Source organism: Uliginosibacterium silvisoli (genome assembly GCF_036017035.1).
Lineage (GTDB): Bacteria > Pseudomonadota > Gammaproteobacteria > Burkholderiales > Rhodocyclaceae > Viridibacterium > Viridibacterium silvisoli.
In genome coordinates this window covers 558152-574818 of record NZ_JAYXHS010000004.1, presented here as the reverse complement: position 1 = coordinate 574818, position 16667 = coordinate 558152, and the positions used below count along the sequence as shown (strand labels likewise).

General features: G+C 62.2%; 18 protein-coding genes. 7 read left to right on the top strand and 11 right to left on the bottom strand.

The window, feature by feature from the left end; all coding sequences use genetic code 11:
- Positions 1–129 precede the first annotated feature (129 nt).
- From VVD49_RS20440 to arfB, 3 genes are all read left to right on the top strand, one after another.
- The gene (locus VVD49_RS20440) at positions 130–1293 is read left to right on the top strand and encodes an HD-GYP domain-containing protein (RefSeq protein ID WP_327601082.1); all 1164 of its coding nucleotides are present in this window, start codon (positions 130–132) and stop codon (positions 1291–1293) included.
- 72 nt (positions 1294–1365) lie between these two features.
- On the top strand, positions 1366–1824 hold the full coding sequence (locus VVD49_RS20435) for a YaiI/YqxD family protein (RefSeq protein WP_327601081.1): 459 nt from the start codon (positions 1366–1368) through the stop codon (positions 1822–1824).
- Positions 1825–1831: 7 nt separating this feature from the next.
- Positions 1832–2239 (top strand): alternative ribosome rescue aminoacyl-tRNA hydrolase ArfB, encoded by a 408-nt coding sequence (gene arfB / locus VVD49_RS20430; RefSeq protein ID WP_327601105.1) that lies wholly within the window; start codon positions 1832–1834, stop codon positions 2237–2239.
- 113 nt (positions 2240–2352) lie between these two features.
- Here arfB and VVD49_RS20425 read toward each other — a convergent pair whose 3' ends face one another.
- A complete protein-coding gene (locus VVD49_RS20425; RefSeq protein ID WP_327601080.1) occupies positions 2353–2616 on the bottom strand; it encodes a hypothetical protein in 264 nt (87 codons plus the stop codon).
- 108 nt (positions 2617–2724) lie between these two features.
- On the opposite strand from VVD49_RS20425, the gene VVD49_RS20420 reads away from it, so the two are divergent.
- The gene (locus VVD49_RS20420) at positions 2725–3603 is read left to right on the top strand and encodes a class I SAM-dependent methyltransferase (protein WP_327601079.1); all 879 of its coding nucleotides are present in this window, start codon (positions 2725–2727) and stop codon (positions 3601–3603) included.
- A gap of 36 nt (positions 3604–3639) precedes the next feature.
- On the opposite strand, the gene VVD49_RS20415 is transcribed toward VVD49_RS20420, so the two are convergent.
- Together VVD49_RS20415 and VVD49_RS20410 are read right to left on the bottom strand one after the other, a co-directional pair.
- Complete coding sequence (locus VVD49_RS20415) at positions 3640–4620, bottom strand: CapA family protein (RefSeq protein ID WP_327601078.1); 981 nt, start codon at positions 4618–4620, stop codon at positions 3640–3642.
- Positions 4617–4904 carry a hypothetical protein gene (locus VVD49_RS20410; RefSeq protein WP_327601077.1) on the bottom strand — a complete coding sequence of 96 codons (288 nt, stop codon included), beginning with the start codon at positions 4902–4904 and terminating at the stop codon, positions 4617–4619. Before VVD49_RS20410 ends, VVD49_RS20415 begins: the two co-directional genes overlap by 4 nt.
- A gap of 328 nt (positions 4905–5232) precedes the next feature.
- Between VVD49_RS20410 and VVD49_RS20405 the strand changes: the two genes are divergently transcribed.
- Positions 5233–7098, top strand: a complete 1866-nt coding sequence (locus VVD49_RS20405; RefSeq protein ID WP_327601076.1) for an ABC transporter ATP-binding protein — start codon at positions 5233–5235, stop codon at positions 7096–7098.
- A gap of 27 nt (positions 7099–7125) precedes the next feature.
- Here VVD49_RS20405 and VVD49_RS20400 read toward each other — a convergent pair whose 3' ends face one another.
- Positions 7126–7728, bottom strand: a complete 603-nt coding sequence (locus VVD49_RS20400; protein ID WP_327601075.1) for a hypothetical protein — start codon at positions 7726–7728, stop codon at positions 7126–7128.
- Between the two features lie 346 nt (positions 7729–8074).
- Here VVD49_RS20400 and VVD49_RS20395 point away from each other — a divergent pair, with 346 nt between their 5' ends.
- Positions 8075–8491, top strand: coding sequence for a DUF2177 family protein (locus tag VVD49_RS20395; RefSeq protein WP_327601074.1), 417 nt, complete (start codon positions 8075–8077; stop codon positions 8489–8491).
- Positions 8492–8512: 21 nt separating this feature from the next.
- Here the strand turns inward: VVD49_RS20395 and VVD49_RS20390 are convergent, their stop codons facing one another.
- The 5 genes from VVD49_RS20390 to VVD49_RS20370 form a co-directional block, all read right to left on the bottom strand.
- A complete protein-coding gene (locus tag VVD49_RS20390; RefSeq protein WP_327601073.1) occupies positions 8513–10273 on the bottom strand; it encodes an ABC transporter transmembrane domain-containing protein in 1761 nt (586 codons plus the stop codon).
- A 177-nt stretch (positions 10274–10450) separates the two neighbouring features.
- Complete coding sequence (locus VVD49_RS20385; RefSeq protein ID WP_327601072.1) at positions 10451–11098, bottom strand: YiaD family glycine zipper/OmpA-like lipoprotein; 648 nt, start codon at positions 11096–11098, stop codon at positions 10451–10453.
- Positions 11099–11159: 61 nt separating this feature from the next.
- Positions 11160–11567: a hypothetical protein gene (locus tag VVD49_RS20380; RefSeq protein WP_327601071.1), complete on the bottom strand. Its 408-nt coding sequence runs from the start codon at positions 11565–11567 to the stop codon at positions 11160–11162.
- 595 nt (positions 11568–12162) lie between these two features.
- A complete protein-coding gene (locus VVD49_RS20375) occupies positions 12163–12630 on the bottom strand; it encodes a CopD family protein (RefSeq protein ID WP_327601070.1) in 468 nt (155 codons plus the stop codon).
- A gap of 40 nt (positions 12631–12670) precedes the next feature.
- Positions 12671–13819 (bottom strand): class I SAM-dependent methyltransferase, encoded by a 1149-nt coding sequence (locus VVD49_RS20370; RefSeq protein WP_327601069.1) that lies wholly within the window; start codon positions 13817–13819, stop codon positions 12671–12673.
- Between the two features lie 255 nt (positions 13820–14074).
- On the opposite strand from VVD49_RS20370, the gene pseI reads away from it, so the two are divergent.
- Positions 14075–15121, top strand: a complete 1047-nt coding sequence (pseI, locus tag VVD49_RS20365) for a pseudaminic acid synthase (protein ID WP_327601068.1) — start codon at positions 14075–14077, stop codon at positions 15119–15121.
- Positions 15122–15167: 46 nt separating this feature from the next.
- On the opposite strand, the gene VVD49_RS20360 is transcribed toward pseI, so the two are convergent.
- Entirely contained in the window at positions 15168–15539 is a 372-nt protein-coding gene (locus tag VVD49_RS20360; protein ID WP_327601067.1) for a phage holin family protein, read from the bottom strand.
- Positions 15539–16636 carry a ferrochelatase gene (hemH, locus tag VVD49_RS20355; protein ID WP_327601066.1) on the bottom strand — a complete coding sequence of 366 codons (1098 nt, stop codon included), beginning with the start codon at positions 16634–16636 and terminating at the stop codon, positions 15539–15541. Before hemH ends, VVD49_RS20360 begins: the two co-directional genes overlap by 1 nt.
- Positions 16637–16667: the final 31 nt, after the last annotated feature.

Genomic DNA, 16667 nt, shown 5'->3' with positions numbered 1-16667 from the left:
AACCATTGTATGAGCTAAGTTTTTTAGAACGGGGCCGATAAGGTCTATGTGCGAGGGGTTGATCGCATGTCTCCGCAGAGCCGCATTGAGTTGCCTGGCCGCGGAACAAGGACCCTAGGAGGGGCCAACATGCAAATACAAACACAATTACTCGGGCTGGCACTGAACCAGCTACGAATCGACACCGCCTTACCGTGGAATCTCTATGACGAAGCGGGGCATCTGCTTCTGACCAAGGGTTTCATACTGGTGCGCAACGCGCAGGTGGATTCGCTGATCGAGCGTGGCGTCTTCGTGCGTGAGGAGGACTTCAAGCTCTACAACTACCCCGACGTCGTCAGAGCTGCGCCGCCACCGGCGGAGCTGGAGATCGACCCTTTCCGCATGCGCGAGTTGATTGCCAGCAAGCTGGCGCTGCTGTTGCGCGACGCTGCACACGATCCCTCACTCGTACCGGACTTTGCCGCGAAGATCGGCGAGATCGCGCGCGTCCTGCACAAGCTATGCGATCTGCATCTCGATGCGACGCTGGCCGCGATTTACCTGACCGATCACGCGAAATACCCCATCCTGCACAGCATCGATACAGCGGTACTGGTGGATCTGCTGGCGCGCAAGATGGACTGGAACGATGCACGGCGGCGCACGGCTGTGTGTGCGGCGCTCACCATGAACATCGCCATGATCGATGCGCAGACCATCCTTGCGCTGCAGCGCCTGCCCCTGAGTGCCGTGCAGAAGGAGGCGATCACGACTCATCCGGCGCAGGGCGCAGACATGTTGCGCGCGGCAGGCGTGAGTGACGAACTATGGTTGCGTATCGTTGCCGACCACCACGAGGTGCCCGACGGCACGGGCTATCCGGCAGGCAAGACAACGCTCGATGACGCCACCCTGCTGGTGCGCACGATGGATATCTACACCGCGCTGGTCACGCCGCGCCATACCAAGGCTGCGTCCGATACCGCGCAGGCGGCGCGCAATCTCTTTGTGCAGGAGAACAAGTACGGCAACACGCTGGTGGGATTGCTGATCAAGGAAATCGGGCTCCATCCACCGGGCTCCTACGTCAAGCTCAAGAACGGCGACATTGCCGTTGTCTTCAAACGCGCTTCGGCAACGACGCCGCCGATGGTGCATAGCTTCATCAATGGCAAGGGTCTGCCCATGCTGGAACCCATGTGGCGCGACGCCACGCGCCCCGAGTTCGCCATTGCCAGCGCCTTGCCGCGCGAGGCGGTGACCACGAAGGTCGATCTGCTCAAGATATGGAGCGCACACCCTCACGCCTGATCGCACGCGGCACGCTCTTGCGGCATCATGCGGTGACGCGCGCAGCGTGTGCGCGCTGATTCAGGGAGTTTTATGCGTATCTGGGTAGATGCTGACGCCAGCCCCGTCGCCATCAAGGAAATCATCTTCCGCGCGGCCGAGCGCAAGCAGTTGCAGACCACGCTGGTAGCCAACCAGATGCTGCGTGTGCCGGCTTCGCGCTTCATCCGTGCCGTACAGGTGCCGTCGGGCTTCGATGTGGCCGATGGCTACATCGTCGAGCAGGTGGTCGCAGGCGATCTCGTGATCACAGCCGACATACCGCTCGCTGCGGCGGTGATCGACAAGGGCGCCAAAGCCATCAATCCGCGTGGCGAGCTGTATTCGGCCGCCAATATCCGCGAGAGCCTGTCGATGCGTGACTTCATGGAGGGTCTGCGCAGCAGCGGCGTGCAGACCGGTGGGCCGGCCGCTTTCAGCCAGGCCGACAAGCAGGCCTTCGCCAACCAGCTCGATCGATTGCTGGTTGCGGTCAAATCGCCGCAGGATTGATCCCGTGCTGCCAAAACCTGTCGAGATACCCGCCAGCGAAATCGAATTTACGGCGATACGTGCGCAGGGGGCGGGCGGGCAGAACGTCAACAAGGTATCGAGCGCGATTCACTTGCGCTTCGACATCCGCGCCTCTTCTCTATCCGACGCGCACAAGGAACGGCTGCTCGCGCTGCGCGATCAGCGCATCACCGAGGATGGCGTCGTCGTCATAAAGGCGCAGCAATCGCGTAGTCAGGAAGCGAATCGTCTTGATGCGATCGCGCGCTTGCATGAACTCGTAGAGAGCGTCGCCAGGCCGCCGCGGGTGCGCACGCCGACGAAGCCGACACGCAGCTCGCAGCGCAAGCGGCTGGAAGGCAAGAATCTGCGCGGGCAGGTGAAGGCGTTGCGGGGGAAGGTTTCGGACTCGTAGCGGGGTGTGCTGCAGATGTAACGCGCTACGGCTCGAACCTGGCAGTTCCCTCCCGGGGCGGAGGGGACTGCAATAGTCAGGGCCAATGCCTCGACAGCGAAAAATTTCTGCAGTTACTTTGTCAAAGCCTTCGCCAACAACTCCGCAACCAGCCCGTTGATGCCACCCTCATGCGCCGCGGCCTGCTCGCGCACTTGTTCGACAAGCGCCGAAGGCAACTTGCACGCAAAGGGAATCAGCCCCTGTTCCTGATCGCGTTTGCGTTGCTCGCGCTTGTCGACGGTTTCTGACTTGCCGCGCATGGGAGCGGCCTCGATCTGGCCTTTGATCTTCTTCTGCATCGCCTTTTGCAGGCCGAAGCTGTTCAGGGTGCTCATACTGATGTTTCCTGCGTGTTCAGAGAAAGCGCGCATTATCGCTCGCTGACTGACGCTTGCGGTGTTTCGTTCATAATTGGCGGCCTGCCAACTTACGTGTGAAATGCCATGCCCAGTCCCGCTTTGTTCATGAATCTCTTGCTGGACTTCGTATCGCGCCAGCAGCAGGTGCGCGTTCCAGAGCCCGAGATGGTCATGGACGACGATGCCAATACCGAAGCGTTCATGAAGGCTGGCCGCGAAGACGGCATCCTCGCTCACACTTATCTCTACCATGCCATTCAGGCGAGCGCGGTGATCGCGCCCGGTGCGCGCGTGCTGGATCTGGGTTGTGGTCCGGCGAACCAGCTGGCGTTGATCGCGCAGCTGAATCCCGATGCGCACTTCATCGGCGTCGACGCGTCGGACAGCATGCTGGCGCTGGCACGCGAGACCCTGATCCGCTGCAAAGTGAGCAATGTCGAATTGCGCAAGGCAAGCATCGACGATCTGCGCGAATGGGGCGATGGCTCGGTGGACGCAGTCGTTTCGACGATTACCTTGCACCATCTGCCGGACATTGCGACGCTGGACGCCGTGATGCGCGAAACCGCACGCGTGCTCAAGCCCGGTGGCGGTCTCTATATCGCCGACTTCGGCCGCATGAAGCGCCAGGCAGGGCAGGCGGCGCTGGCCAACGATCGCAAGGCGATACAGCCGGAGATCTTCACGCAGGATTTCTACAACTCGGTACGCGCGGCCTTCAGCCTGGAAGAGATGACGAAGGCGTCCAGCGTTCTGGGGCCGACAGTCAGTATCAAACGCACTTTCCTCGTGCCCTTCCTGCTTGTCATCCGCAGCGCACACGACCAGCCCATTCCGGCTGCATGCAGGGAGGCGGCCAAGCGCATCTACGCTACGTTTTCCGCACGTCAGCGGCGCGATTTTTTCGATTTGACGATGGCGTTCAAGCACGGCGGCTTCCCGCTGGCTTTCAAACCCCAGTGAGCCTTGCCGGTGTTATTCCAGGCGCTGCGCGCGCTGCTATTCGTTGACGCAGTAGCGCACCGTGGTTTCGCCGAGGCTGCCGCAGGGGGTTGACGTACCCGGCATGCGCTGCGGCACGCCTTCTTCATCCATGAAGGCGCCGACGGTGTCCCAGGCCACCACGCCGCGCTTGTCCAGGGTCAGGCGCAGCAGCCAGCCGGTGCGTGTGGCGGGCGTCGTGAAGCTGTCGAACACGAAGTTGCCGAGGCTGTAGACGATCAGCTTGCCGTTGTAATACTCGGCGCCCTGGGTGATGTGCGGGTGACCGCCGACCACCATGTCGGCGCCTGCATCGATCATGGTACGTGCGAGCTGGCGTTGGCGCTCGCTCGGGTTGGGTTCGCGTTCCCAGCCCCAATGCATCATCGGGATGACGAGGTCAGCGCCTGCGGCGCGTGCGGCGCGAATGTCGGCGATGACCTGGCCGTCTTCGCTCCATGCGATGCCGGGCCAGTCCGGGCCCGCTTCGAAGCTGCGCGGCTTGTACTCGTCATAGCCCAGCACGGCAATTTTCAGGCCCTTGCGCTCGATCCACAGCGGCGCATGGGCTTCGGCAAGATTGCGGCCGCCGCCGAAATACTCGAAGCCGTTGGCCTTGAGATGCTGCAGCGTTTCGAGGAAGGCCTTCTTGCCATAGTCGCCGGAATGGTTGTTGGCGACGGAAAGGCCCTGGAAGCGCCCCTTGAGCACTTGCAGCGTCTGTGGCTTGGCACGGAAGGTGAAGATCTTGCTCGCCATCGCCGTACCGGTGGTCGCCACGGGACATTCGAGATTGCCAATGGAATAGTCGGCCTGCTTCAGCAGATCGGCGAAGTTGACCAGGGGGTCACGCCCGCTGGCAATGACCTTGCCCGGGCCGTCGTCGAGCATGAGGTCGCCGACGAAAGAAAGCTTCACGGTTTCAGCCTGCGCAGAACCTGTTGCCGAAAGCAGCAGGCAAAGCATGCAGCCCGCCAGCGCCGAGAGTCTGATGTTCATTTTCGTGGTTTCCTGCTGTCTGCAGTGCGCAGTTCGCACCAGTAGATCAACTCGCCATCGCGCATCGGTTCATACACGCGCTGCAGGCCGGTGAAGCCGAAGGGGCCATTCCTGGGCAATGGCAGCGGGTAGCTGGCCTGATGAATGATGACCGGGCCATCGTTGGCATCGGCATAGGTGTAGATATTCACGGACGCGCTCGCGGCAGGCTCTGCATGCCAAACCGCGCGTAACTGGAAGTACGAGCCGATCTGTATTCGCGGCACGGCGTACGGCGATTTCATCGGCCGCGCTTCCAGCACCTTGGTCTGGCCGCCGTACGTGTAATGGCAGGCGACCACCGGGGCCTGTGCGTGACTCAGGGTTGGCGCGAGGAGCGCTGATACGGATATCAGGCAGGCAAGGCTGCTGCGCTGGCGAGCCCTGCGCGCAAAAAGGAGCAAGGCACGGGAGTTGGACTTGGACACGATATCGGGCCGATTGAGCGTGGAAATTGCACGCAAGAAGCGTGGCGAGGTTTTCGCTGGCGCCGGATTGTGTCATGAAGCGGCTACGCCGGGCGGCCAGACTGGGCGACAATATGAGGTTCCCGAACCGTCGTGAGGCACATTTGTGCTGAGTTTTTTCGAAAGTCTGTTGCACCCGTACCCTGAAGGTGAGCCGCAAACGCCGCCCAAGGGTTTCTTCCCCTTCGTATGGGCCTGTACTGCCGGCCTGCGTGGCTTCGTGCTGGCCATGACGATCTGCACGGCCGTGATCGGCGCGTTCGAAGCCTTGCTGTTCAGCATTCTCGGGCGTGTCGTCGACTGGCTTGGCCAGGTCGATAAAGCGCATCTGTGGGCCGACCATCTCGGCACGCTGACACTGCTGGCGCTTGTGCTGATTGCCAGCCCGTTGCTGGTGGCGCTGCAATCCCTGCTCAAGCACCAGACGCTGGCTGCGAATTTTCCGATGCGCCTGCGCTGGAATTTCCACCGCCTGATGCTCGGCCAGAGCATGAGTTTCTATCAGGACGAGTTCGCCGGCCGCATTGCGACCAAGGTGATGCAGACCGCGCTGGCGGTACGCGACACGGTGTTGATCGTCACCGACATCCTGGTCTTCGTGATCATCTATTTCATCACCATGGTGGCCGTGGTGGGCGGTTTTGATCTCTGGCTGCTGCTGCCGTTTTTTGCCTGGCTGGCCCTGTATGTCGGCTCCTTGTTCTACTTCGTGCCGCGCCTGGGCGCGGTGTCGCAAAAGCAGGCAGATGCGCGCTCGCTGATGACGGGACGTATTACCGATGCCTACACTAATATCGCGACCGTGAAGCTGTTCTCTCACGCGCGTCGCGAGGCGAGCTACGTACGTTCGGCGATGCAGGAGTTCATGAAGACTGCGCACGGCCAGATGCGACTCGTCACGGGCGTGCAGACCGTCAATCACGCATTGAGCATGTTGCTGATCGTTGCGACGGCGGGCATGACGCTGTGGCTGTGGACCAAGGGTGAAGTCGGGGTCGGCGCCGTTGCCGCTGCGACGGCGATGGCGTTGCGCCTCAACGGCATCTCGCAATGGATCATGTGGGAGATGACGGCGCTGTTCGAGCACATCGGTACGGTGCAGGACGGCATGAATACCTTGTCACGCATCCACACCATCACCGATCGTGCCGATGCCAAGCCGCTGCGGGTCAGTCACGGCGAGGTGCGTTTCGAGGACGTGAGCTTTGCCTACGGTGGCGAGCACAAGGTCATTGAGGCGCTGACGCTGACGATCAAGCCGGGCGAAAAGATCGGCCTCGTCGGTCGTTCGGGCGCGGGCAAGTCCACTATCGTCAATCTGTTGCTGCGCTTCTACGACGTGGAGCAGGGGCGCGTGCTGATCGACGGGCAGGACGTCTCGCACGTCACGCAGGACAGCCTGCGCGCGCAGGTAGGAATGGTGACGCAGGACACTTCGCTGCTGCACCGCTCGGTGCGCGACAACATCCTTTACGGTCGGCCCGACGCTACGCATGACGACATGCTGGCGGCAGCAGGTCGCGCGGAGGCGCACGAGTTCATTCTCGGGCTGGCAGACGTGAAGGGCCGTACGGCTTACGACGCGCATGTCGGTGAGCGTGGTGTGAAGCTCTCCGGCGGCCAGCGCCAGCGCATCGCGATTGCGCGCGTGATGCTGAAGGATGCCCCCATCCTGCTACTGGACGAAGCCACCAGTGCACTGGACTCCGAAGTCGAAGCGGCGATCCAGAGCAGCCTGTACCGGCTGATGGAGGGCAAGACGGTGGTGGCAATTGCGCATCGGCTGTCGACCATCGCGGCGATGGATCGGCTCGTCGTGCTCGACAAGGGGCGCATCGTGGAAGAGGGCAGTCACCGCGAACTGCTTGACAAGGGCGGCATCTATGCGCGCCTGTGGGCGCATCAGAGCGGTGGTTTCCTCGGTGAGGAAGCGGAAGACGACAGTGCGACGGAACCAGCCCCTGCGTTGTGAGGCTGGCCGTCGTGTGGCGGGTGCGCGTTATTTGACGGTGAAGTTGGTCCACTGCACGCTCACCGTGCCGGAGCCGCTGGCCGTCTGGTAGGCGCCGATCTTGGTGTAGAGCTTGGTCCAGCCAGACTTGGTGATGGTCTTGCACTTGCTGCCATTCACGTACGAGGTGCTGGTGCCCTTGCTGACGTCATAGACCAGCTTGATCTTTGCCGTGCTGCCGACCGCGAGCTTAGGCAGGCCGCAGCTACGCTCGCTGCTGGAGTCGCCCGTGCTGCGTTGAACCTCGTAGAAGTAGCCGCTCTCGTCAATCGCCAGTTGGCTGATCGGGTTGCCGCCGGTTTCCGAGAAAGTCTGCGCGAGGCTGGTCTTGCCACCGGAAAGCTTGATGAGCTTGACCGTGCCTTCCAGCGAATGCGAGCCGCTTGTGAAAGTGGCAAAGCGGAGTTCGGCACGGCTGGATTCCTGGTTCACGACCGTGAAGATCGGCGAATCAGCCGTGGCGTCGGGGCCGGTGTTGATCGAACCACCATTGCGGATGTCGGTGTTCTGGGCGTTGGTAGATGCCTGTGCAGCGAGGCCGAAGCTTGCCAGCAGGAGTGCGCAAGCGGTGTGGGTGAGTGTCTTGTTCATTCTTGATTTCCTTGTAGGTGCGAAAGCGGGCGACTGCCCCGCGAAAGCGACGCTCTCCTTTGCCTGGTGGGTGAGTCCAGATCCCTGGCGGGTTTAGTAGCACCGGCCAGAAGCGTCGCGACGGATTGTGGGAAAAGCGGCTTGCAAGGAAAATTGGGGTAAACGTTTAACTGTGATTTAGTGATTGATTGAAAAGGCTTGTTTCTTCAGGGCAGACGGGGCGAAGAGGGTGTGGCACAAGTGACTCTGGTCGTAGCGGCAGGGGCGCCTGCATCCGCGCCGACGTTTCGCTGCGTAGTCATCAATGCTCGCGGCGCTTGTGCCGCCGATTTTCCGAGGTCATGCGATGTCATCCAGCCGTCTCACCCCTAAAGCGTTCTTCGTGGCCTACGGCGTCGTGTTGCTGGTGATGGCTGCCCTCGATGCCGTGTGGCTGGGCTGGCTGGGGCTCGACATGTACAAACAGGAGATCGGCCCCTTGTTGCTCGACACGCCGAAGTGGCTGCCTGCCGCGTTGTTCTACCTGTGCTATCCGCTCGGGCTGGTGTTCCTTGCCTTGCATATCAGGCCATCGACGCTGGGCGAAGCGGTGTTGCGTAGTGCCGTCGTCGGGCTGGTTGCCTACGGTGTGTATGACCTGTCCAACCTGGCAACCTTGCGCGACTGGAGCGTCAAGGTATGCATTGTCGATATGGTGTATGGCACTTGTGCTTCGGGGTTCGCTGGCTTCCTGGCGATGAAGGCCGCGAACAAGTTCTCGTAGGCAGCGCTTTGATCTGTCCGCTCAGGCCGTCAGCTGCAGTCGCGCCAGATGCGCGTACAGACCATCGGCCGCGACCAGCTCGGTATGTGTGCCCGTCTCGATGATGCGGCCATGCTCGAGCACAACGATGCGGTCGGCGCGTTGCACCGTGGCGAGACGGTGGGCGATGACCAGCGTCGTACGGCCTTGCATGAGATGCTCGAGCGCAGCCTGCACGACACGCTCGCTCTCGGCGTCGAGCGAGGAGGTGGCTTCATCCAGCAGCAGGATGGGCCGATCGGCGAGGATGGCGCGGGCAATCGCAATGCGTTGTCGTTGCCCGCCTGAGAGGCGCACGCCGCGCTCCCCGAGATCCGTTTCATAACCTTGCGGCAGCGCCCGGATGAACTCATCTGCGAACGCAGCAACGCAGGCAGCGTGCACGGCCTCGCTGCTGGCGTCCGGCCTGCCGTAGCGCACGTTCTCCAGCACGCTCATGGCGAAGATGACCGGCTCCTGCGGCACGAGTGCGAGGCGCTGGCGCACGGCATCGGGGTGGGCATCGCGCAGCTCGACACCATCGATTTTCACGCTGCCGCCTGCCGGGTCGTAGAAGCGCAGCAGCAGCTGGAAGACCGTGGTCTTGCCAGCGCCAGAGGGGCCGACGAGCGCCACGGTCTCGCCTGGTCGCACTGTCAGGCTCAGGTCGGCGAGTGCCGGTGTATCGGGTCGCGTCGGGTAATGGAAATTGACGGCCTCGAAGCTGACCTCACCGCGAGGAGGTAAGGGCAAGGGCAGGGGATTCGCAGGAACGTTGATCTCCGGTTTCGTGGCGAGAATTTCCGCCAGCCGTTCCGTCGCACCCGCCGCCCGCTGCAGCTCTCCCCACACTTCGGACAAGGCGCCGACAGAGCCTGCCACGATGACGGCATAGAACACGAAGGCTGACAGATTGCCGGCAGACAGACGCCCGGCCAGCACATCATGACCGCCGACCCACAGGATGAACGAGATCGCGCCGAACACCAGCACCAGCACCGCAACGATGAGTGCCGAGCGCACCTGGATGCGGCGTACCGAGGTGGCGAAGCCCTGTTCGACGCGAGCGCCGAACTGGCGCCTGTCATCGGCTTCGTGTCCGTAGGCCTGGACGATGCGTATCTCGTGGATGCTCTCGTCGATATGCGCACCCAGGTCGGCCACGCGGTCCTGGCTCTCGCGCGCGAGCTTCTTCACGCGGCGGCCGAAGAACACGATGGGTGTCACCACCAGCGGCACGCCTGCCAGCACCATCAGCGTGAGTTTCCAGCTCGTCGCCAGCAACATGGCAAGACCGCCGATGAGCAGCAACAGGTTGCGCAATGCGATCGACACGGAAGACCCGATGACGCTTTCGATTTGCGTGGTGTCGGACGTGAGGCGCGAAATGACGTCACCTGTGCGGCCCGATTCGAACCACGATGGCGGCAGGCTCAGCAGATGATCGAACACGCGGCGTCGCAAGTCTGCCGTGACGCGCTCGCCGAGCCATGACACGTTGTAGAAACGCATCCATGTGGCCGCCGCCAGCAAGGCGATGACGCCGAACATGGCGAGCAGGGCGCGGTCGAGCCAGGCCGGATCGCCTGCTGCGAAGCCGCGGTCGATGACTGCGCGCAAGCCTTGCCCCACGCCAAGCATGGCGCCCGCCGCGACCACCAGAGCGATACCCGCCAAGACCATGCGCATGCGGTAAGGCCGTAGCAGCGAAAGCAGGATGGACCTGGAGGTCAGAGAGTGAGGAGCGGGCGTTGATCGAGGCATGGTGCGGACCGATTGGCGAGCAAGGCCGCATGCTACGCCACTGACCCGGATGCGGGTAATGCCGTCAGCTCCCAAAGTGGATGGGGTGGCGCAGGCGCCAGAAAAATCGGGTGCAAGCATTTCTGCTTGCACCCGATGGTCCGCTACAGACAGGTCTGCCCGGCGCGGCTACCGGCCTCAGTTGCCCGGCTCGCCAACCAGAATCTCGACGCGACGATTCTTCGCGCGGCCGGCTTCCGTGTCGTTGGTGGCGATGGGTTCGCGCTCACCGCGACCATCAATGCCGATGCGCGACGTCGCGACACCGTGATCGCCGAGATACTCACGCACGCTTTCTGCGCGATTCACGGAGAGCGGATTGTTCACCGCATCCGAGCCCGTGCTGTCGGTATGGCCGATCACCCGGATCTGCGTGTCGGGATTGCTCTTGAGCGTGCCCGCAAATTTGTCGAGCACGGGGCGGAAGTTGCTGCGGATATCAGCGCGGCCCACATCGAACGATACGTCGCTCGGAATATCGAGCTTGAGCTGGTTGTCAGCCGTCTGGCTGACGCTCACGCCCGTGCCGGCAGCAGCCTGTTCCATCGAACGCTTCTGCGCCTCCATGCGTGACGACCAGACATAGCCGCCGAGAGCCCCGACCGCTGCGCCGATCGCCGCGTCACGACCGACCTTGTCGCTGCCGGTGGTCTTGCCAATGATGGCCCCCGAGGCGGCGCCGACGCCCGCGCCGATGCCGGTGCCCTTGGCTGTGGGGCTCAGTTCAGCGCAGCCTGACAATGCGATGAGGCCGGAAAGTGCGATGAGAACGGATTGTCTCTTCATGGATGAATTCTTCATGGTCTGTTCCTCTGTTCTTGTTGCAAGGATGTGTCTGACACTGAGGTCAGTTGGTGTTGAAGTTGATGACAGTTGGCTGACGCACACCGCTCTTCGCGGGTTTGTTCAGCTTCAGGCTGCGACGTTCATCGCCATAGCTGGCGTCGACCGTGGAGCTTCCTTGGGGGAGCTTCAGCAGACACACCGGCCCTGCTGCCTGCCAGGTCACGGCATGTTGCTTGTCGGCGCTGGCCACGGTCAGCTTCACGTCGTTGAGATAGCTGCGTTCGTTACCCGCGGTAAGCACTAGCTGTGCGTCGGCTGAGCTTTCGGCGCTCTTCATCTGCGCCAGACTTTCATCGCCCACGCCGCCACACAGATACGAAATACCTTGTGTCGTAACCCATTCCTCCGCGTTGCCGAGCATCGGGGCCGCGGCAAGCGTCAGAATCAGAAAATGCCTTTTGCATTTCATGATGATGTCTCCTCCAGGAATCGCTTGCTGCCAGCGCTCAGGCACGAGGCCCTTCGCCGCAGCAGGAAGTCAGGTCGCAAAGCACTGCTTTGCCGTGATGCTGTGACCCGCAAGGCGCATGCCCATGGCCGTCCGGCGCTGCACGAAATCCGTCTGGAAGCGCCGTTGGCGCTGACGAAAAGGCATGCTCGCGGGAGTTGCCTGGCGCGCGCCGCGCTGTGCAATTACCGCAAGCGGAATTGCCCTGGAAGACTTTGCAAGTGTGGGAAATGCAGCTGCGGGAAATCAGAAGAGGGCCGAAGCAGCAGGTGCGTGCTTCGGCGTGCGGCAGGCTTGCGTGAGGTAATCGACGGCGGATCAACGAAAGCCGAAGTAGGACAGGATGGCGCCCACGACGACGACGAGACCGACGATATAGATAATGCTGTTCATGATGTATCTCCGGAAAACTGTTTGAGAGCCCGCACTGTCGTGCCGGAACACGGGTCTAGCGTGTGCCGGAGCAGTTTTGTACGGTGTGTCAGTGCAACGAAATGCCCGAGGCATTTCGCGGCGGATGATCACACCCGGGTCTCAGCATTTTTCAGTCCTGAGATCAGACCAGCGCAGTACGTCCAATGATTGCAATGACCACCGTCACGACGCCAAGCGTGAGGTTGAGCGCCACCAGTTGGCGGATGATGCCGAGTTGCTTGCCCGCCTCGGGCCAGGCCTTGGCAGCAATTGCACGACGCAGCTTTGGAAAAGCGGCAAAACGTACATGGCCGAAAATAGCCATCATCAGGATGCCCAGACCAGCCATGGCTTCGACTGAATGTGGCAAGCGCCCGACGCTGGCCATGAAATGCATCATCCACGCGCCCGTGACCAGAAGCACGACGATTGAAATCGTCACGCCGAGGAAGAAGCGCCCCAGGGTGACGGCCATGAACGGCAGGCGCTGCGGTGGCTCCAGCATCTCGACGGCGGATGGACGCACAGCGATATGCATGATGGCCATGCCACCGACCCAGAAGATCACGGCACACAGGTGCAGGCACAGCAGAATGGCGAAAGTGGTCATGGCGCTCGTCTCATACGGTTCAGCTACTCGGTAGTGCGCATCAGGACGCGATTGCGCCTAGCCGCCACAGGGATGTCACCTCGGCAGCGCGTGCGGTGTGCAGCGGGTCGCTGCTGTCCGCCGCCTTGGCGTGCGTTGGTTTCGTGTCGATGCGATCGATGACACGCAGGCCGGCACCTTCCACCATGGACATCAGTTCTTCGCGAGAGCGCAGGCCAAGATGCTCTGCCAGATCGGAGAGAATCAGCCAGCCCTCACCACGCGGCGTCAGGTGCGCAGCCAGGCCATTCAGGAAGCCGCGCAGCATGCGGCTATCCGGATCGTAGACCGCGTGTTCGAGCGGAGAGCTCGGACGCGCAGGTACCCAGGGCGGGTTGCACACGATCAGCGGCGCACGACCGTCCGGGAAGAGATCGGCGTGGATCGCATTGGCCTGACGATTGACGCGCAGGCGTTTGAAATTCTCGTTGGCGCAAGTCAGTGCGCGCGGGTCCATGTCGGTTGCAACGACTTGCGCAACGCCACGCTTGGCAAGCACGGCGGCAAGTACACCCGTACCCGTACCGATGTCGAAGGCCAGCTCTTTCGAGGGCAGGGGCGCCTCGGCCACGAGCTTGATGTATTCCGCGCGGGTGGGGGCGAACACGCCGTAGTGCGGATGGATGCGCTCACCCAGCGCTGCAATTTCGACGCCCTTGCGATGCCACTCGTGCGCCCCGATCAGGCCGAGTAACTCACGCAACGATGCAAGGAAAGGTGCTTCGACTTTGCCGTAGGCTTCGAGACAGGCCTGGCGCACATCCGGCGCGCGGCGCAGCGGCACCGTGAAGTCCGCTTCGAAGGGGAGTAGCAACATGCCGAGCGTGCGCGCACGTTGCGACTGCGCCAGACGATGCTTGTTGAATACTTCACTCAGCGGAGTGACTTCGCCTTCCTTCTTCTTTGCCGGCGGTTTGCGGTCGATGCGACGCGCCATGGCCTGCAGCAGCTGGCGGGCGTTCTGGAAGTCGCCACGCCAGAGGAGGGCCGTACCTTCGCAAGCCAGGCGATAGGCCGCGTCAGCGCTGATCGTGTCATCGGCTACGACGATGCGCTTGGGCGGCGGCGTACCGCCTTCCGAGTGCCAGTCGGCGCTGCGCGCCTCGTTGGCTTCCGTCCAGCTGACCTTCGCGTTGATCTGCTCATTCATGGCATGCCCTTTCGCGGAAGGTCGTGGTGGCGCGGCGAGGGGGAAGAGGGGGGAATATCAAGATGGCAACCTGGAAGCGGGATAGAGCACGAGTGTACGCCACGTTCGGTCTTGAGGCCGGATTTGCATGGTGGCCCTGCCCGCGTGGCGCAATAAGCCGCGCAAAGTGACGGCAAATCCGTCGATCCTGCGCGTGGGGCGGGCATAAGATGCAAGCATCCCAGACGTGTCATCAGTTCCCCTGAGAGGTCCGTAATGTTCGAAATCGGAGGCCGCCCGGTCGGCTTGCATGCTGCGCCGTTCTTCATCGCCGAGATGAGCGGCAACCACAACGGTTCGCTCGATCGTGCGCTGGAAATCGTCGATGCCATCGCCGACGCTGGTGCGCATGCGCTGAAGATCCAGACCTATACCGCGGACACGATGACGCTGAATATCCCGCACGGTGAATTCCTGATCCAGGACGAGAAGAGCCTGTGGAACGGTCGCACCCTGTACGACCTCTACGAGGAAGCCCATACACCCTGGGCCTGGCACGGCCCCATCTTCGAGCGCGCAAAGCAACGTGGCATGCTGGCCTTCTCCACGCCTTTCGACAAGACCGCCGTGGACTTCCTCGCCAGCTTCGATGTGCCCTGCTACAAGGTGGCGAGCTTCGAAAACATCGATCTGCCCTTGATCCGCAAGGTGGCATCGATGGGCAAGCCGATGATCATCTCCACCGGCCTCGCTTCGCTCGTGGAAATTGCCGAGGCGGTCGACGCTGCGCGCGGCGCGGGCTGCAAGGACCTCATCATCCTCAAGTGCACGAGTACCTATCCGGCATCACCGGCCGACAGCAATCTGCGCACCATCCCTTACATGCGCGAGGTGCTCGGTGTGGAAGTCGGCCTGTCGGATCACACCCTTGGCATCGGTTGCGCCGTTGCGGCCGTGGCGATGGGCGCGACCGTCATCGAGAAGCACGTGACCTTGCGACGTGAAGACGGTGGTGTGGACAGCGCGTTTTCGCTGGAGCCACACGAGGTGCGCCTGCTGGTCGACGAGACGGAGCGGGCGCGCCAGGCCATGGGCATCGTGCGCTTCGGTGCAACCGAACGCGAGCGCGAATCGCTGGTATTCCGCCGTTCGCTGTACGTCGTGCGCGATATCGCGGCGGGGGAGGTATTCACTTCCGACAATGTGCGTGCGATCCGCCCGGGTCTGGGCTTGCCACCGAAGCATCAGGAGCACATCACCGGGCGCCGTGCCGCGCACGACATCAAGCGCGGCACACCGATGAGCTGGGAGTTATTGGCCTGATTCAACCCGGCCGGGCGAAGTGCTGGCGCTACTGCCGTGCGGGGCCTTAGTTCCTGCCGATACGCATTTGCGGGCGCGCATCGCCAAGCGCCATGTCGACCAGCCAGCTCAACACGCTGTAGACGATAGCGCCCCAGAAAGCGCCCCAGAAGCCGGCAATGTGCACACCCGGCACGAGACCGGACGCGGCCCAGAACAACAGGCCGTTTATCACCAGCGCGAAGATGCCAAGACTCACGATGGTCACCGGCAGGGTGAGGATCAGCAGGATCGGTCGCAACAACGCATTGAGCAGGCCGATCACCAGTGCGGCAACGAGAGCCGGTACGAAGCCGGCGACCGTGATCGAACTGATCAGGGCGGGCAGGACCATCAGTGCGAGCGCATTCAGGGCCCAGCGGGCGAGAAGTTTCAGCATCAGTTCTTGGCTCCTAAGGAGTTTGCACGCGCAGCGATGGCTTTCAGTGCCGCCGCATCGGGTACGGGTTGGGCGAGCCAGTCCTGCATGTGACGAGAGCACAGGTTGACCAGCGCGTTGATGAAATCGTGCCGTTCATTGAGGCACGGGATGTAGTTGAGGGCTTTGCCGCCATTTGCAATGAAGGCCGAGCGTACCTCGATGGCAATTTCCTCGAGCGTTTCGAGGCAGTCCGCAACGAAACCCGGGCAGATGACGTCGACCGTCTTCACGCCGTCCTTGGCCATTTTCTCCAGCGTAGCTTGCGTGTAGGGCTTGAGCCATTCGGCTTTGCCGAAGCGTGACTGGAAGGTGACGACATACTGCTCCGGCTTGAGTCCCAGTTGCTCTACGAGCAGGCGCGCCGTTTCCTGGCATTCAAAGAAATATGGGTCGCCCTTGTCGCGTGTGAAGCGCGGGACGCCGTGAAAACTCATCACGAGTTTCTCGGCGCGGCCGTTCACTTCCCAATGCTTCTGCACGCTTGCCGCGAGCGCACGGATGTAGCCCGCATCGTCGTGAAAGCTGCGAACCATGCGCAGCTCCGGCAGGTTGCGCATCCGCCTGAAGCTGTCCGCGATGGCATCGAAGGTACTGGCCGTGGTGCTCGCCGCATATTGTGGATAGAGCGGCAGCGTCAGGATGCGCGTGCAACCTCGCTCCTTCAGGCGACGCAAGCCCTCATCGATGCCTGGCTTGCCGTAGCGCATGGCGTAATCCACCAACACCTGCGTTTGTCCTGCATGCGAGAAGAATCCCTGTACCAGCTTGGCCTGTTTCTCGGTATGCACCCGCAGGGGTGAGCCTTCCGTGTTCCAGACCTTGGCGTACTTTTCTGCGGAAGCTTTCGGGCGCGTATTGAGGATGATGCCGTTGAGAATCAGCCACCAGGCGGCACGTGGAATTTCGACCACGCGCGGGTCGGAGAGAAACTGCTTGAGGTAGGGCTTCACCGCCTTGGCGGTCGCCGCTGCAGGCGTGCCCAGGTTGATCAGCAGGATGCCGATGGCGGGTGGCGTGCTGTGGTCGTGCTTGGGTTCGGGGAGGAAGCGGGGCATCGAGGTTCGGGAGTCTGTGATCTTTGGGGGC